The organism is Weissella diestrammenae, assembly GCF_014397255.1.
GTDB classification, from domain to species: Bacteria; Bacillota; Bacilli; order Lactobacillales; family Lactobacillaceae; genus Weissella; species Weissella diestrammenae.
Genome location: NZ_CP060724.1, coordinates 1,477,477 through 1,495,675, shown reverse-complemented (window position 1 = coordinate 1,495,675; position 18,199 = coordinate 1,477,477). Strand labels below are relative to the sequence as shown.

17 protein-coding genes are annotated in these 18,199 nt (G+C 39.2%); all 17 read right to left on the bottom strand.

Annotation, left to right across the window (positions count from 1 at the left end; genetic code table 11):
- Positions 1 to 38 precede the first annotated feature (38 nt).
- On the bottom strand, positions 39 to 740 hold the full coding sequence (locus H9L19_RS07415; RefSeq protein ID WP_243198165.1) for a thiamine diphosphokinase: 702 nt from the start codon (positions 738 to 740) through the stop codon (positions 39 to 41).
- Positions 741 to 777: 37 nt separating this feature from the next.
- A complete protein-coding gene (gene rpe, locus H9L19_RS07410) occupies positions 778 to 1,434 on the bottom strand; it encodes a ribulose-phosphate 3-epimerase (RefSeq protein WP_187529020.1) in 657 nt (218 codons plus the stop codon).
- A 77-nt stretch (positions 1,435 to 1,511) separates the two neighbouring features.
- Positions 1,512 to 2,426: a ribosome small subunit-dependent GTPase A gene (gene rsgA, locus H9L19_RS07405; RefSeq protein ID WP_187529019.1), complete on the bottom strand. Its 915-nt coding sequence runs from the start codon at positions 2,424 to 2,426 to the stop codon at positions 1,512 to 1,514.
- Positions 2,427 to 2,434: 8 nt separating this feature from the next.
- Positions 2,435 to 4,408, bottom strand: coding sequence for a Stk1 family PASTA domain-containing Ser/Thr kinase (gene pknB / locus H9L19_RS07400; RefSeq protein WP_187529018.1), 1,974 nt, complete (start codon positions 4,406 to 4,408; stop codon positions 2,435 to 2,437).
- Positions 4,408 to 5,151 carry a Stp1/IreP family PP2C-type Ser/Thr phosphatase gene (locus H9L19_RS07395; RefSeq protein ID WP_187529017.1) on the bottom strand — a complete coding sequence of 248 codons (744 nt, stop codon included), beginning with the start codon at positions 5,149 to 5,151 and terminating at the stop codon, positions 4,408 to 4,410. Before H9L19_RS07395 ends, pknB begins: the two co-directional genes overlap by 1 nt.
- A 35-nt stretch (positions 5,152 to 5,186) precedes the next feature.
- Entirely contained in the window at positions 5,187 to 6,554 is a 1,368-nt protein-coding gene (rsmB, locus tag H9L19_RS07390; protein ID WP_187529016.1) for a 16S rRNA (cytosine(967)-C(5))-methyltransferase RsmB, read from the bottom strand.
- Positions 6,547 to 7,500 carry a methionyl-tRNA formyltransferase gene (gene fmt / locus H9L19_RS07385; RefSeq protein WP_187529015.1) on the bottom strand — a complete coding sequence of 318 codons (954 nt, stop codon included), beginning with the start codon at positions 7,498 to 7,500 and terminating at the stop codon, positions 6,547 to 6,549. The genes rsmB and fmt overlap by 8 nt, the downstream gene beginning before the upstream one ends.
- 9 nt (positions 7,501 to 7,509) lie before the next feature.
- Positions 7,510 to 9,930, bottom strand: coding sequence for a primosomal protein N' (gene priA, locus H9L19_RS07380; RefSeq protein WP_187529014.1), 2,421 nt, complete (start codon positions 9,928 to 9,930; stop codon positions 7,510 to 7,512).
- 114 nt (positions 9,931 to 10,044) lie between these two features.
- A complete protein-coding gene (locus tag H9L19_RS07375) occupies positions 10,045 to 11,235 on the bottom strand; it encodes an acetate/propionate family kinase (RefSeq protein ID WP_187529013.1) in 1,191 nt (396 codons plus the stop codon).
- Between the two features lie 102 nt (positions 11,236 to 11,337).
- Complete coding sequence (locus H9L19_RS07370; protein ID WP_187529012.1) at positions 11,338 to 12,342, bottom strand: class I SAM-dependent methyltransferase; 1,005 nt, start codon at positions 12,340 to 12,342, stop codon at positions 11,338 to 11,340.
- 252 nt (positions 12,343 to 12,594) lie between these two features.
- The gene (locus H9L19_RS07365; RefSeq protein WP_187529011.1) at positions 12,595 to 13,104 is read right to left on the bottom strand and encodes a prepilin-type N-terminal cleavage/methylation domain-containing protein; all 510 of its coding nucleotides are present in this window, start codon (positions 13,102 to 13,104) and stop codon (positions 12,595 to 12,597) included.
- A gap of 176 nt (positions 13,105 to 13,280) precedes the next feature.
- Positions 13,281 to 13,694: a prepilin-type N-terminal cleavage/methylation domain-containing protein gene (locus H9L19_RS07360; protein WP_187529010.1), complete on the bottom strand. Its 414-nt coding sequence runs from the start codon at positions 13,692 to 13,694 to the stop codon at positions 13,281 to 13,283.
- Positions 13,681 to 14,004, bottom strand: coding sequence for a competence type IV pilus major pilin ComGC (locus H9L19_RS07355; RefSeq protein WP_187529009.1), 324 nt, complete (start codon positions 14,002 to 14,004; stop codon positions 13,681 to 13,683). The genes H9L19_RS07360 and H9L19_RS07355 overlap by 14 nt, the downstream gene beginning before the upstream one ends.
- Positions 13,998 to 15,008, bottom strand: coding sequence for a type II secretion system F family protein (locus H9L19_RS07350; protein WP_187529008.1), 1,011 nt, complete (start codon positions 15,006 to 15,008; stop codon positions 13,998 to 14,000). The genes H9L19_RS07355 and H9L19_RS07350 overlap by 7 nt, the downstream gene beginning before the upstream one ends.
- The gene (gene comGA / locus H9L19_RS07345; protein WP_187529007.1) at positions 15,008 to 15,901 is read right to left on the bottom strand and encodes a competence type IV pilus ATPase ComGA; all 894 of its coding nucleotides are present in this window, start codon (positions 15,899 to 15,901) and stop codon (positions 15,008 to 15,010) included. The genes H9L19_RS07350 and comGA overlap by 1 nt, the downstream gene beginning before the upstream one ends.
- A 128-nt stretch (positions 15,902 to 16,029) precedes the next feature.
- The gene (locus H9L19_RS07340) at positions 16,030 to 16,755 is read right to left on the bottom strand and encodes a YebC/PmpR family DNA-binding transcriptional regulator (RefSeq protein WP_187529006.1); all 726 of its coding nucleotides are present in this window, start codon (positions 16,753 to 16,755) and stop codon (positions 16,030 to 16,032) included.
- A 128-nt stretch (positions 16,756 to 16,883) separates the two neighbouring features.
- Positions 16,884 to 17,996 carry a CAP domain-containing protein gene (locus H9L19_RS07335; protein WP_187529005.1) on the bottom strand — a complete coding sequence of 371 codons (1,113 nt, stop codon included), beginning with the start codon at positions 17,994 to 17,996 and terminating at the stop codon, positions 16,884 to 16,886.
- Positions 17,997 to 18,199 lie beyond the last annotated feature (203 nt).

The following is an 18,199-nucleotide window of genomic DNA, read 5'->3' as shown; positions in this document are numbered from 1 at the left end:
GCCAGCCACAATATGCAAGTACTTTGTGTAAAGTATTTTTACTTTACATCATTTTTTTGCTGTGACAGGTCACCATTTTCAGCATCTTTCGACTGAATAACCGCAATCATACCAGATTCAAAAGAAAAATGATTAGTGTCCCCCATGAACTCATTCGACGACCAAGACATTGGATTACCGCTCCAATGTAATGGATATTTTTCATCAACTAACACCAATTCTTTCGTTGGTTCAAGTACCATAAAGCCTAAATATTTCATGTCAGATAACTTATGAATGACATGGTTTCCAGGTAAATAAAACGTAATGACATTTGATCGGTCGATAATTTTCACTTTTGAGGCTATTTTCTTAAAATGCGCCTGTGTAAATATAAACAGGTTTGATAATAAGTGGTCAATTCGACCACCAGTTGCCCCGTAAATTTCAATTATATCCGGTGCATACTGACTTTCTACCGCGGTCAAAAGGGCTTGTGTATCAGTTTGAATTTGATCAGTCTTAGCAATGAAATTGGTTAATTGATTTAAAACCGCTTGCCGTTCATTCGTTTGAATTGAATCAAAATCACCTAAAGCTAGCACTGGCGTGATGTTCATCTTCAATAATCGAAGTGCACCTCGGTCGGCAGCTGCCCATGGCCCTTTTAATTGACCGTTTTTCAACTCATCTGGCCATTCGCTTTTCGGACCACCAACCAAAAGACGCATAATTGGCACTTTATCAATTAATGCTTCCAAATCAGTTACTTCCCTTCTACACAATGCTAAATAGCGCTTACTTCGTTACTGCCTTCAAACGTGCAACTTTGGCTGCAGGGTCAACTTGATCAAAGACATACGAACCAGCAACGGCAACTGTCGCCCCTGCCTGATAAGCTAACACAGTCGTTTCATCATTTGCACCACCATCAATTTCAATATCGAAATCAAGACCATGTTCAGTCTTATAAGCAGCTAATTGCGCAATCTTATCCACAGTTTCAGGTAAGAACTTTTGCCCACCAAAGCCAGGATTAACAGTCATTACCAAAACTTGGCCAACCATGTGTAATACAGGTTCAATCACTGAAACTGGGGTTGCAGGGTTAATAACAACTTCGGCTTTCACCCCATGATTATTAATCATTTGTAATGCTCGGTGCAAATGTTGCGTTGCTTCATAGTGCACACCAATGATATCAGCACCAGCTTCTGCAAACACATCAATATAACGTTCAGGTTGTTCAACCATCAAATGAACATCCATGACCATCTTTGAAGTCTTTTTTAACGCTTTAACCCAATTTGGGCCATACGAAATAGATGGTACAAACATACCGTCCATCACATCAATGTGTAAATATTCCGCACCTGCTGCCTCGACAAGCGCCACATCACGTTCCAAATTCAAATAATCAGCCGCCAAAATTGATGGTGCAACTTTAATTGACATATATCTTTCCCCATTTCCTTTTTAAAACAAAACACCCTTAGGAGAGAATCCTAAAGGTGTTCTCACAATTTGAAACCTTAATGTTTCTTATCGTGTTTATTATATACCGGACGACGCCCTTCAATCAAATCATAAAATAATTTGTAATTGTCATAACGACTTTGCATGATTTCACCCTGTACCACTGCCTGTTTCACTGCACAATCTGGTTCATTTAAATGCACACAGCCACGGAAACGACAATGTTGCGCAAAAGCACTAATATCACGGAAATAATGGGATAATTCACGTGCTGGCATATTAAAGACTTCAAACGTTGAAAAACCAGGCGTATCCGCCACCCAACCTGCACCAACGGCCATCATGCTCACTTGTCGTGTAGTATGTTTACCACGACTTAAGGCTTGTGATACTTCATCGGTTTTGAGCTCTAATTCAGGCACCAAATGATTCAGTAAAGTGGATTTACCTGCACCCGTTTGCCCCATTACCACGCTAAATTTATGATCTAGCATGGTTTGTAGTTGTGCTAGACTATTTTCCGCAAAGGCTTTTTCGGGCAGAATAACTTCATATCCTGAATTTCGGTAACCAATTGCAACTCGTTCTAATTCTTGGAATTCGTCCGAGGTTAATAAATCAGTTTTTGTAAAATAAATAATTGGCTCGATACCATCAGATTCTAGCGTAACTAACTGTCGATCTAAAAGATTGTCAGAAAAATCAGGCATTTTAACTGCCGTCACCAATATGGCTTGGTCAATATTTGCGATTGGTGGCCGCACAAGACTATTCCGTCGCCGGTCAATAGCTAAAATATACCCCTCTTGACCCGTTTCAGCAGAAAACTCGACGAAATCACCTACCAATGGCGTCATTCCTCGCTTACGAAAATTACCACGTGCACGTGTTCGCTTCATTTGACCATCATCAGTCAAAACATCGAAAAATCCAGCCAAGGATAAATGAATTTGTCCATGAAAAGTTGTCATCAATTCTCCTAATTACTCGTTTTTGTTTTAGCAGACACAGTAACCGTTAACGTGTTACCCTTTGGCATTCGATCACCACCAACAACACTCTGACTTGTAATCTTCCCAGCATCCGCTAAGGATGTCACGTCAGATTTAGCTTGTATATTAACCCCATTCTTTTGTGCCCAATCATTAACATTATCTAGTGTTTTACCACTAAAATCGGGTACTTCAACTGAATCAGATCCCGTAGAAATCGTAATCGTCACCACGTCTTTATCAGTTATTTTCGTTCCAGACTTGACTGACTGACTGATTACATGGTTCTCCGCAACTGAATCAGAAGCCGTTTCGTTAAACGACACAATAACCCCATTATTCTTAGCCCAGGTATTCACATAATCACGTGTTTTATTGCTAAAGTCCTCAATCACAACCATTTTTTGTCCCTGTGAAACCGTAAATGTTACCTCCGTTTTACTTGGCGCAACATTTTCTTCAGCATCAAGACTTTGAGAAATGATATACCCTTCAGGCACATCATCACTATACTGTTTAACTTCTTTCACTCGGTAACCCTTTGTTCGAAGTTTAGACGCAACCCGTGAATATTTTTCACCTGCATAATCACCAAACCGAACCTTTTTTAAGCCAGTTGACACATATATATCAACCTTACTACCAGTAGTTACTTTTTGCCCGGCCTTAGGATTTGTCTTGATTACATAGTCTTTTTTGACGGTTTCGCTTGACTGATAATACACCGTACCGACTTTCAACCCATCTTGCTTTAACGCTAATTTAGCAGCGCTGACATCACCACTAGAGAAATTAGAAATCGTCACCTTATCGGGTGTAAATGCACCAATAAGCAAGAATAGCGCTAATACAGCTGCAACGCCCCCAATTAACCACCATAAGAACCGCAGTTTAGACTTAGGTTTACCGTTTTTTTTCATCTTAATTGGCCGGCCTTTTTTATCATACTTAATGATATGACCATATTTATCGCGTTTCACAGGTTGATCAGATTTTGCAGTCTTCACACTTTGATGTTGCTCAGTTTCGTTCATTAAGCTAGCCGCAGCTGCCCCAACAACAGTTTCGGGTACAATCTTGGTTGCCCCACCTGCAACTTCGGGCTGTTCATCTGTACTGAATCGTGGTTCGCTCAAACGTTCAGGTGACATAACCGTTGATAAATCATCGCGCATTTCTTCTACTGAGCTATAACGATTGAGTGCATTCTTTTGTGTTGCTTTCAGAATGACATTTTCTAATGCTTGCGGAATTCTTGGATCTGTATCACGGACAAATGGCATCGCTTCAGTCGAATGCATTAATGCAACACTGACTGCTTCCGGTGCATCAAAAGGCACTGTGCCAACCAACATTTCATACAGCATAATTCCTAAAGCATAAATATCGCTCCTAGTTGTTGCCATCCCACCCTTAACTTGTTCTGGCGACATGTAATGGATGGAACCAATCGCAACATCTGCCTTAGTTAATCCTAAACTTGATTGTGCTGTCGCAATACCAAAATCAGTGATTTTTGCCCGACCATCATGATCAATTAAAATATTTTGCGGCTTCAAATCTCGATGAATAATATTATGACTATGTGCCATAGCCACACCAGCCAGAATATCTGACATAATTTCCAAAGTTCGCGTGATAGTTAATGGATGATGACTTGAAATATATTGTTTCAAATCTTCACCTGCAACATACTCAGTCACTAAATACTGCAATTGATTTGTTTCACCGAAGTCGTAAACCTGAATAATATTTGGATGAACTAATTCAGTCGAAGCAGCAATTTCATTAACAAAACGCTGACGGACGCTGTCATCATCTCTTAAATCTAGTCGTAATAATTTGACGGAGACATCTCGATCCAAAATCTGATCATGTGCTCGATAAACGTTAGCCATTCCGCCTTCGCCGAGGGGCTCAATAATTTGATATCGACCAGCTATCAACTCGTTTGGTTGCATTATTTATTTCCATTCCCTTCTTGAACACCTAATAGAACAGTCAAATTATCAGGTGTACCATGATTGTTTGCAACTGCAATTAATTTAGCAACTGCGACCGATATGTTATCTGATTCCTGAATAATTTGAACAATCTCATGGTCTGACACTGATTTGCCCAAACCATCGGTTGTTAATAACAATAAATCACCCTCTTCAATGCTCATATTTCGCACATCTGGTTTAACCTCTCGATTAGCCCCTAATTGACGTGTAATCATATGCCGTCCAGGATGATTTTTTGCCTCTTCAGTGGTAATTGCACCACGACGAAGTAATTCACTAGCCAAGTTATGATCTTGCGTCAACTGTAGAATACTGTCGCGCCGTAAAAGATAAGCTCTTGAGTCACCTAAATTTGCAATAACTAATGAATTAGGTAGAATGACTGCTAAAACTAGCGTTGTTGCCATACCTCGTAATGTTCGGTAGCGATTAGCCGTTTGTAAAATAGTTCGATTTTCTTGTGCTGTTTGCTCAAATAGCCAAGACTTTACGTCATCGATGGTGACGATATCAGTGTTTACCCAATCATTTCCAATATGTGATACAGCCATTGTCGCAGCAACATCCCCTGCATTTTGCCCCCCGACACCATCAGCTACAATCGCTAATTGAAGCCCTTCTTGGTTAACAAAAACATCAACATAATCTTGATTTTCAGTTCGCTCAGTGCCACGATCGGTTGCAAAAGCAAGTTTCATAACTATTCCTCTCTAACCGCAATATATAGTACATATTACTGATTTTTTCTTAAAGTTGCAATAAAAAAGCCATCAGAATCGTAATCGTCTGGAAATATGTGTAACATTCCCCGTGCATCGATACCTTTCAAATCAAAGGCAGTCTTAGTTTCGCAAATTTCAAAATCAGGATGTTGTGCCAAGAATTCATCAATGACATCTTCATTTTCAGATTTGAGAATTGTACACGTGCCATAAACTAGCATTCCGCCTACCTTCAACGTTGGTGCCACTGCATTTAAGATGTCAACTTGGATTTGATGCAATTTCTGGCTATCCGCATAGGTTTTTTCATATCTAATTTCAGGCTTACGTCTGAGTAAACCAAATCCTGAACAAGGTGCATCAACGAGGATAGCATCAAATACATTATCCACAAATTTAGTTGATACTTGTCTGGCGTCTAATTTTTGAGCAAATACGCGATCAGCCACTTTCAGGCGCTCAGCATTTTGCATAATTAATTGTACTTTATGATCATGAATATCAAGTGCATCAACCCGTCCACCAAGCTCAGCTGATAAATACGTTGCAATTTGAGTTGTTTTTCCTCCAGGCGCAGCTGCCGCATCGAGAACCACCGAATTAGGTGTCAAACCTAAATTAGGTACCATCAACATTGCCGATTCATCCTGTAATGTCACTAACCCATTAATAAACGCTTGAGAAGATGCAACGTGAGCATGATTTAACCGTAATGCATCAGGCGAGACCTGAGATGGTGTTACTTCAAAACCCTCTTTTTTTAATTGCTCAGTAGCCAACTCTGGTGTTGTAAGCGCCAAATTGACTCGAGCCGATTGTGCAGGGGCTTGATTAATTTTCTCAGTGATTGAAACTGTCTTTTCCATTCCAAGCTCTAACTGCAATTGATTAATCAACCAAATTGGGAGTGACGCCTGAATTGATAAACGTTCAATTGGGTCCTCAATTTCATTCAAATCAGCTAATCCTTGACGTTCAATTGCGTGCAATACACCGGTTACAAATTTTCGAACACCATCATGTCCACGGCGTTTTGCGATTTGAATTGCTTCATCAAAAATTGCATGTGTTGGCACTTTATCCAAATATTCCATTTGAAAGACTGCACTCATCAACAATTCTTTGACCCAAGGATCAATTTTTCCCCGAACAAATGGGGCCAACCAGTATTCTAAAGTTAAACGATGTTGAATCACGCCATAAACAAGCGTTGTTAATAAATGGACGTCCCGTTCATCTAGTTTTGCGGTTTGAATCACTTGATTCAATTGAAGATTTGAGTACGCACCTTGACGCACTTTCTCTAACGCGCGAATAGCCATTGCACGTGCGTTAGTCATCTCCCAAGTTGCAATTTTTGTATTATTCCCTTTACTCATTTGTTATCACTTGCTCACCTTCAGTAAAATTAGCATGGCCATTTAAATAGGCAGATATCGGCATTTTTGCTTTTCCGGCCGGTTGAATTTCATCTATCGCAATAATGTGTCCATCACCAGTTGCCAACCACAATTGCCTTTTATCTTTTTTTACGACACTGCCTGCAGGAAGTGTCGTGGTTTCATCAATCAAATGTGCTTTTTGAATTTTTGTCCGTACATTCTTGATCATAGTATGTGCAATTGGTGCTGGATATAGCGCACGAACTTGATTGATAATTTGATTAGCTGATTTTGAAAAATCGATTATTTCTTCATTTGGTTGAATAGTTGGCGAAAAAGTTACCTGTGTTATATCCTGTGGCACTGCTTCATTAGTACCGTCGATCAAACTGGGCAGCGTTTTAAGCAGTAAATCCCGACCTAACACCGATAACTTTTCAAATAATGTCCCAGTATTATCTTCAGGCTCGATCGGTAGTTCAGACTGTGCCAACACGTCACCAGCATCCATCTCCTTAACCATATACATAATTGATACACCAGTCTTGGCATCCCCATTTAATAATGCATATTGAATGGGTGCGCCACCACGATATTTTGGTAGTAGCGATGCGTGAACGTTAATTGCGCCAATTTTTGCAGCATTTAATAGTTTAGCTGGTAAAAACTGACCATAAGCCGCCGTAATAATAATATCAGGCTCAAGGGCGATCATTTGTAACAACTCATCAGAACCACTTAATTTAGCTGGTTGAAATACCGGTATATTAGCAGCCAACGCTGCTTCTTTCACTGGTGATGGCTTTAATACTCTTTTCCGACCCACTGGCCGATCTGGTTGCGTTAACACAGCAATTACTTCATAGTCGTTGTGTGCAACTAGTGCTTGTAGGATACCAACTGAAAATTGCGGTGTCCCCATAAAAATTATTTTTGTCTTCATTATATTCCCTCATATTAAACTTACAGGTTCCCGATCAATCGCCAATTGAATACCATCCTTTGACAAATTTTGAGCATCCGCCATCAGTTCTGTTAATGCTTTTTCTAAACCTGTATCATGTTTAAATTTTATTAGTATTTGATAATAATATCTGTTCTTCATTCTACGAACAGTAGTCGGCGCTGGTCCAAAAATAATCGTGTCGTCTGCTATTTTATTTCGTAACCACTCAACCAATTGATATGCGGCTTTAGCAACTTGGTTCTCAAATTGATGCGATATTTTAATCTGAACCGAATAATAATATGGTGCATAGCGCCAAGTATGGCGAATTTGCATTTCTTTACTAAAGAAGCGTTCATAATCCTGTTGTTTCGCAAGCGCAATCGCGTAGTGCTGCGGATTATAGGTTTGAATGACGACTTCGCCTTTTTTATCGGCTCGACCTGCGCGTCCTGAAACCTGGGTGATTAATTGAAAAGTCCGTTCACTCGCCCTAAAATCAGGCAAATTAAGTGTTGTATCCGCGTTTAAAATACCAACTAACGTAACATCTGGAAAATCTAAACCTTTCGCTATCATCTGCGTTCCGACTAATATATCGGCTTTTTTTTGGCCAAACTGTGTTAGCAAGCGATCTGTGGCGCCTTTTTTTCGTGTCGTATCAACATCCATTCGAATAATTCTAGCATTAGGAAAACGAATTTGTAGCTGTTCTTCAACTTTTTGAGTGCCCGTACCATATGGCCGAATGCGATCTGACCCACACATTGGACATTCATTTGGTATTGGCTGATTCGCACCACAAATGTGGCATTCTAATCGTTTCGTATCTTGATGCACCGTCATGGCCAGATCACAATTTGGACACATCGGAACAAATCCACACTGCCGACACATCAAAAAATTGGCATATCCGCGACGATTTAACATTAAGACACTTTGTTCATTTCTATCAATTCGATCCCCAATTTTTTTGAGTAATTGATCTGAAAAGATATCGTCACCACCCTGCTTAATCACGTCACGCATGTCGACCACTTCTGACGTCGGTAACGGGTTAGCCAATGCCCGATGTGTCAAACGTAGCAAAGTGTATCGATTACGCTGCGCGCGCGCGCGGCTTTCCAATGAGGGCGTTGCTGAACCTAGTACCACGACTGCATTGTGGTATTTTGCCCGCAAAATCGCTACATCTCTAGCATGATACCGCGGATTTTCTTCTTGTTTATATGACGATTCATGTTCCTCATCAACAATAATAATTCCAATATTATCAAGCGGTGCAAAAACTGCTGAACGCGCACCAATCACAACCTGAGCCTCATGCCGTTTGACTCGTCGCCACTCATCATATCGTTCACCATCTGATAAGCCAGAGTGCATGACGGCCACCATTGAACCAAACCTCCCTTTAACTCTGTGCACCATTTGTGGTGTCAAAGTGATTTCAGGAACTAACATCAGAGCCGTTCGATTTTGTGATAATACTTGTGCAATCACTTGTAGATATATTTCAGTCTTACCTGATCCCGTCACACCTTCCAATAAAAAGACGTGGTTAGTCTGCCCATTGACCGCCGCCACGATTTGATCATATGCATCCTGCTGCTCAGAATTCAGCGTCAAAGGGGTCGTCTGTTTAATTGGTTCAACAAGCTTTGGTATTCGATACGCTTCAACTTCCTCAATCTCTACCCAACCTTTTTGAGCTGCGACTTTAATATCATTGGCAGTCACACCCGCTTGTTTTTCAAACTGTGTCGTAGACTGAGGATTCGAACCTAATTTCATCAAATAGGTCAACAATCGGGCTTGTTTTTTTGCTGTTGCCCGCAACGCATGTCGTAACTGATCATACTCATTTGTTGACAGAAGGGGCGTTATCATACGCACAAGTTTGACCTTGGCACGATTGTCAACTTGATAAACAACATCTAAAACACCTTGTTGTTGATAAGCCTTTAATGCCGGTAGTAATGCCATATCAACATCACCTGCATTAAAATCAACCAAATCTCGATCAGCAAACATAGCTTGCACTTCAGGTTGTTTCAAAGCATCTGGTTGATTAAGTCGAAGTTGTTTTGAGTATTTTGCTCGCATAACATTTGGTAACATGGCTTGATACATACTTACCATGAATACAAAATTTCGATTGGCTAATTCATTACCAAGTTGGATGAGTTCGGGTGTTAACACTGGATTTAATTCAATCACACTAATGACTGGTTTTAATTGCGCCGTTTCTGTTGATTCATGCACAGTAACAACAAAGCCTTGAATTTGTCGATTACTGTTTCCAAATGGCACGACAACACGCATACCTGGTACCAAGATATTTATTAACGACTTGGGAATCAAATAGGTCCATGGTCGATTTGTTTGCATAGTTGGCACATCAACGACTATTTCTGCAACTTGCATCAAATCACCTCCACTTTTAATAAATATTTTGTTAATTCGAATTTTTCACTTGTTATATTATAACAGATACAAATCAACAAAAAAGAACGGCTGGTAATCCTGCCGCTCTTAATTTAATTAATGTTGCGTTTTCAATGCTTCAACATCTCGAGCAATCATCAGTTCTTCATTGGTTGGCACGATCAAAACCTTTGCTGAAGAGTCAGCCGCTGACAAATCAGTTTCTTCACCGAAGACCTGGTTCTTAGATTCATCAATCTTGATTCCCATGAAGTTCAACTTCTCGATGATGTGTGCACGTTGTTCAAATGAGTTTTCACCAATACCACCTGCGAAAACAATCGCATCAACGCCACCCATTTCAACAATGTACTGACCAATATATCGAAGAATACGATTTTCCCACATGTCAATGGCTAATTTAGCATGGGTATTCGTCTCTGCAACAGCCTTTAAGTCTCTTAAATCTGCAGAAATCGTTGAAACACCTAACATACCAGACTTTTTGTTCAATATATCTAACATTTGCTCATTTGTTAGGCCTTCACGTTCTTGAATGTAATAGACCAAAGATGGATCAACATCCCCAGTTCGCGTAGCCATCATCACACCTGCCAATGGTGTGAATCCCATTGATGTGTCAAATGATTTACCATCTTTAATCGCGGTGATTGATGAACCAGCACCCAAATGCAAAGTAATCATTTTCAAGTCTTCTAGTGGTTTACCAACCATTTCAGCCGCACGCGCCGAAATGTATCGATGTGATGTCCCATGCGCCCCATATTTACGCGCACCATATTTCGTATAGTACTCATAAGGTAATGGATATAGATAATTTTCTTGTGACATTGTTTGATGGAATGCTGTGTCAAACACGGCAACTGCAAGTGCATTAGGCAACAATTTTTGGAACACCTTGATGCCAGCAATATTAGCCGGTTCATGAAGTGGTGCATAATCAATTAACTTTTCTAACTTTGCCATCACGTCATCATCGACAATCACAGAATGATTGTACCATTCACCACCAGCAACCACACGATGACCAACACCACTAATTTCATTCAAATCTGCAATCACACCGTGTGCTTCAAATTGTGTTAACATGTATGAAATTCCGGCTTCATGATCTGCAATATCAAGAATATTTTCAAACTTTTCACCGTTAAACTTAAGTGTGAAAATAGAGTCCCCTAACCCTATCCGTTCAATTTGTCCTTTTGCAATCACCTTTTCTTCAGGCATTTCAATCAATTGGAACTTCAATGATGAAGAGCCAGCATTAATTGCCATTGTCTTAGCCATATTTCATATTCTCCTTTAATTTACTGCACAATTTAAGGCAATCACAAAGATTGCCTGATATTCTTTCTATTTTACCACGATTAAACTATGATAACTCAAGTTTTATTGTGATTGTTGATTAGTTTGTGCCCATGACTTAAATTCAGTGATGAATCGAGCATTACCTGAACGATCAGTCAATTCAGGTACTTTTGCTAGTAACGCAGGATGAGCCTGTTGTCCTAACGCTCCTGGTTTCTGCAGTACCAACAAGGCTTTTTGACTGCTTGTATTTGCAAAGAGTTTATCTGCAAACTGAATGAAAGCTTGAAACCAAACATTATCTGTTTGTAACCATTTCAATAGCTCTGAGGCCTGATCAGACTCAAATAAATTGGTAGGTACTAATAGAAATGTCCAACCACCAGGCTTTAAACTTTTGATAGCTTTTTCAATCATCAAATGGTGGCTGTATGTTAATGTGCCCGACGCCACAGCAACTTGAAAGTCATCCGACGATACCGATTGCGGATAAAATCCAACAGGCAAATCACCAACGACGATATCAAAGTCATGAACATCAGTCGCGGTAACCACATCTTCATATTTAAGTTGCCACTTTTGATCTAACAATGCTGACATACCACTGGCTAATGTAATTAACGTGTCGTCATTATCAACACCGACAATTTGTGTTGTCTCATTTTCGAGCACCTGTTGAATTGTAGCCACTAAATTACCCGAACCGATACCAATATCTAATAGATGCTGTTGCTTTGATTTTTGGACCAATTCTTGGATAAAGAAGCCAACCCACATGCCAATTGAATCAGGTGTAATTTGATAATTAGCTTGTAATTCATCACGTAACATTGTACCAACGATTAAAAATTGCAAGACTTGCCTTTTATCTTGCCCATTCAATTGTTCAAATCCAGAATGTGTAATTTCTTTAACAAGGGTTTGTCGTTCCTGTGCGTCTAAAAGTTGCAATGTTTCATCATCTTGCCCTAGCATTTGACTAAAAATAACGATCAATGTATCAATAGCTGATAAATCCAAACGCGTTTCAATTGTTTTTTGTAATGACTTCAGTGAATTCACTGTATTTTCAATTTGTTCAAACACAATATTTCTCCTTTGATAACTCATAGAGATAAGTGTAGTCATTTTTTTAGTTTATAGCAATACCAGCAACGTCCCATTTCATGCTCATGTATCAACTGTTGATAAATTTTCAGATTACTTTGCATAACGCGCAATCGTTGTTGACTGGCATAATATTGTTTTTGCTCCCAACCAACGTAGATACTAATTAGTATAAGTAGTGTGGCGATTAATAAACAAAATGATGCACTCAGACACCCTTTCCTTTTCTTTTTAGTCTTCCGCCACCACTGGTAAAGAAAATGTCCGTGGTATTTCTTGGCATAACAAATCAGATTGCTTATTCCTTCCCATTTCTAATCGATTAAAAATTGGCCTTTGGTATTTAAATATCACATCATGTTTTAGCGTCTGTTGATTATATGTCCACTTTGTTACATGTATTCCGTTCAATACTGGCAAATGCCCGCCTTCCGAACTAACTAGAGATAAGCCATTAGGTCGATTTACCAAATAATAATACTGACGTTTTGCAAGAGAATACAATTTAGCCTCACCAAACGATTGTTTCTGTGATTGATCAACATATGCAAAATCAAACATAAAGCCATTTAAATCATCGACAAATCGATCAACTCTTCCAGTCGATAATTGTGTCATAATTCTGGTTGTCAACTGATTTACACTTCGCATTAGGATAATCACTGTATGTCCGATGATACCCATCACCAATAATGCAGCCATGCATTCTACCAAAGTAAATGCTTTTTTATTTTTCAACATGCAGCATAATCCATTTTGAACGTGCTTCACAGAGTTTTTCTTGGAGACGGCGTCGCTCAAAATTTTGATGATTTTGACGTGTAAAATATATTTCATTTATTTCATAATACACAGCAACACTGCCACAGATACAAGCAAATGCAACAATACAATCTAATAATATATAACCATGTCGCCTAGTCAATTCTAAATTCACCCCATCCAAACGAAAAAATGATTTTCTTGTATTCATTTGTTTTACTATGTCTAAACACCATTGTCCCGGGACTGACCCATCCTTGATGAGTGATACTAATTTGACCACGAATTGATACCCAACCTGTAGGCAATTGAATCCGTGTCAAACCATCTGTAGATCGTAAATAGGCTTCTATACTGTTGTGCCGACAATAAATTTTCTGTGGCCGACCACACCAACGTAAGCGATCAACTTCCAATCGCAAATCTTGGGAAAAACGATACCAATTTTGACCTGATTGATTGACTGAAAATAATAGTATACTACCACTCATAACTGAGACCAGAATCAAGACAACCATAGTTTCGATCAGCGTGAAGCCAGCTCTCTTCAATATCTTATTTTTTTTCACGAGTATTCACATCACCGTTGTCATCAATTTCTAATTTCAAGGCAAGCATACGCTTGCCTTGCTCTTGGGTTAAATATTCTCTAGCAATTAATTTTTCTTTTGTCACCGGTAAATCATCAGGATGCGCAAGCTCGAACAAATTAATTTGTCCCCGAATCGTTTGCTGCATGGCAGATGCTTGATATTGATTTGCAATAGCTTTGATTCGATTAATATTTGGCAGCATCAATAACATCAGTAACCCAACAATAAAAAGTGCTGTTACGACTTCAATTAACGTAAAACCCGCTTTTTGATACTTTTTTACCAATTGCTTATTTCCCCCATTTGTACATACATAGGTAAGATGTAGATAAGATATAAAACAAGAATGCAAGCACCTATCAAGATAAAACAAAACGGTTGCAAGCATGCCAAACAACGTTCTATTAATTTATTAAGTTGCATTCTCTTAATTTTTGCCAACCGCAAAAAATCCTGTCCTATCTGAATTTGAGATTTACCAGACGACAAAATTGTTTTTGCTTCATGTGGTAACAGTGGCATTGAATCAACACATTGAATGACAGTAGCACCTTGTTTTAATTGTTGATGTGCGCTTTCCCCAATTAATGTTAGCAAGGTATCATTCTTCGATTGTCCAATGTTTTGCACGATTTGCGCAATTGATATACCTGATTGCAGCAATATACCTAAATTAAATGTTAAATGATAATCAAGAACTAACTTAATATAGGTTTTAAGTATCGGCATTTTCAATAAAAAAAGCCATCGATTTAACAGCGATTGACATCTTATTTTTACTACTACCAAATAGGTTACCAACGTCAACAAGCCACAAAAGATAAGACATGAATATTCCATCGCTTGAGACGATTGACCAAATAACCAATGTTTTGAATTCAATGCAAACAGCACGCTGAATCCCCCCGCAATCATCAAAACCAAAATAATAAGACAACAGGGGTAAATTAACAATGATTTAAGCTTTTGTTGTTTCGTCTGCTGTTCAAATTCATGTGTGCTAATTTCATTTATTAATGCTTGTAAATTACCATGTAAATTTACAAAATTCAGTTGTAAATTTATTTGTTTACTCACGTAATTTGACAACGCAATATCAAATGTGTTTCCTAATCTCATAAGCGCTATAATCTGCCGAATATCAGCGTCATAACTAGGTAATAATTCGCTAACGCTACATAAAGCCACTGGTAAGGTATAGCCAGAACGCAATAAATCATTTAGCGTTTCAAAAAATAATAATTGCCGTTTATTAGACCATTTATGTGATTGTTTTTTAAACATTGTCATCACTTCTCAATCATTCGAATCACTTCACTCGCATCATGATATACTAAGTCACCAATTGCTTGACTAGGTATCACCGAACTTAGTAATTTCTGATAGCCAATACCGATTAATACATACCGTAAATTTTCGTTCTCAACACCCAGCTCAATCATTCGATGCCAGACACCTGTTGCCGAATCGGCATGAACTGTGCTTAAAATCAAATGTCCACTAAGCGCTGCCTCAACAACTGCTTTCGCCGTTTCTCTATCGCGTATTTCGCCAATAATCAATATTTCCGGATGATGCCGTAACGCTAATTTCATTAATTGACCATATGTCATATTAGCCCCCATATTCACTTGTAGTTGAAGGAAATCAGGCGCGTCAATTTCAACAGGATCTTCGATTGTCATGACAAATTTACCCTCGCTTGTCGCTTGGACAGCATGATACAAAGTGGTCGTTTTACCTGCTCCCACTTTACCGCTTAACAAGATCAATCCGGATTTTCTGGTTTGAATGTGAGCTTTTAGTTGTTGAAGACCATTCATATTTACCCAATTAATTGCGATTTGATGTGTTTGATAAATTAAACGTACAACCACCGATTCATGCCCCTTAAAATCTCCGACACACGACACCCGACAGCTATACTTAGCTTCACCAATTTGACATACCATGCGACTTGCTTGTGGTCGTCTTGTTTCAGTGATATTCATCTGACTTTGAAATTTTATATGTCGTATCAACTGCTCCCCTTGTGGAAAATCAAGCACCATTAACGTTTCTATTTTATCTGTGACAAAACAATTAATCAGATATTCTAAACGACGAGGAATAATATACAAATCACTTGCTTTATATTCAATTGCCTGTGCAATAATATTCAAAAAAACTTTCTCAATCGACATATTCATCTCCCCTTTAGCATACTAATAAAGAGAGGTTAATCAGTAAAATGTCACAAAAAAATCCCTCGCAACAAATATCAAGTTAAACTACCCGATTTTGTTGTTTAGGATTCTCTATTTCAATTATTTTATTCAGCTGTTGTATAAACTGCCGACACATCATCGTCAGCTTCTAATTCATCAACAAGCTTTACCAAAGACTCAGCCTTATCTGCAGGTACTTCCATTGGATTATCAGCAACCATTGTGACTTCGTCTGAAGCAAAGACATAACCTTTTTCAGCGAGAGCATCACGAACCGCTGGGAACGACTTCGGATCAGTATAAATTTCAAATTGATCTTCATATGTCTTCATATCATCAGCACCAGCTTCAAGCATATCCTCAAACAATTGATCTTCATCCACTGCTGGCGCATCTTCACCACGAGAAATTTCCAAGTAGCCTTTACGTTCAAATTGGAAAGACACAGAACCTGACGTTCCCAATTCACCACCAGCATGTTTAAATGCTGACCGGATATTTGAAGCCGTTCGATTGGTATTATCAGTTAACGCTTCAACTAATACAGCAATCCCAGCCGGTCCGTATCCCTCATACGTCAATTCTTGATAGTTTGCACCACCTGCACCAGAGGCTTTATCCAAGGCACGTTGAACGTTGTCCTTTGGCATATTAGCCGCTTTAGCTTTTTCCATTACCAAACGTAAGCCTGGGTTACCATCTGGATCAACACCACCAGCTTTAGCAGCAGTATACAAATCACGTGATAACTTCTGGAAGATCTTTCCACGTTTAGCATCTTGGGCGTTTTTACGTCCTTGAATATTATGCCATTTACTATGTCCTGACATTTCAAAAACCTCTTTTCAATCTTTTTGACAGTTTATTATTTAATCATAAATCAAATAAGCATTAATTTCAACGCTAATCATCATAAATAGGTACAAAAAAGTCTCGAAATATTTCGAGACTTTTATCATTAGATATTTGAAAAATTAGTACCGTTGGAAATACCAACAATAACATCACCACTGACGGCAAAGCCAACTTTTGTTGTGTCTGGACTTAGAAGCCAACGTCGATGTCCAAGATTATCTGTAATCATACCAACAGATGCATCGTCGATATTCCAGGCATTAATAACTGGCGCACCGGCAGCCCATTGAATGGCAATGACTTCAGGACCGGCAGCCCAACTCCAGTGATCATTTGGAATTGAACCAGTCGAGTTAACAAGATTTGCTCGTTGTTGCGCAGTAGCAGCTAATCCTGCATCCCAAGTCACAGCCTTCAAGCCCTTAGAAGCACGTAAAACATTTAATGCATCAAATGTCGCTTTTTGAGCTGAAGATAATCCGTCAGCCGGTGTTGTCGTTGACGGTGCTGATGATGATTGAGCTGGTGCTGATGATGACGCAGCCGGTGCTGATGATGACGCAGCTGGTGCTGATGATGACGCAGCCGGTGCTGATGATGACGCAGCTGGTGCTGACGATGATTGAGCTGGCGCTGATGATGATTGAGCTGGCGCTGATGATGAATTAGCACCAGGTAACATAATAACTTGCCCAATTTGCAACGCTGTGGCGTCAATGTCAGGATTAACAGCAATTACATCTTCAACAGATAACCCAAAACTGGCGGCAATACTTCCTAATGTGTCCCCATCTGCTACAGTATACTTTGTTTCCCCAGCTTTCAATGCTGCAGGTTGTGCTGATTCGACTGCTGCTGATTCTGCAGGCGTTAATGGTGTGGCCTCAGATGAAGCAACACTTTGTGCGCTAGAATCGCTGTCGCTAACAGCTGAAGCTGGTGCTGCAACAATCGTTCCTTCTGATGTAGCGATCTGTACAGCAGCTGTCACAGCCTTAGCAGCTGTTGACAGAACAACAGATTCAGTCGTTTTAATTCCCTTATCTTTTGAAGTGGTTTCCTTCACCGCTGATGTTGACGTTGCTTGGTTGATCGCTTGATTATCGGTTGACTGTGTCAAATTCTCCATTGCTGCTTGAACAGCTGGAATTTGAGTTGTTGCAGCAACACCTAATGCGCCAACTACACCCAATGCAATTTTTTTCTTATCTGCCATATCTTGTTCCTCTTTCGTGTATTTAAGCATGCTTAAACTTTTCTTAACTTTTAATATCCTAATCATACAACAAAATGGTGCCGTTTAGAGCGAACGTACGTTCGCTCTAAATTAATATAGTTTGATTTCACAATCATAAATATATCCCATCAATAATTAACATGTGACGTTTTCTTTTAATTTTTCAATTAGTAGTGATTAGT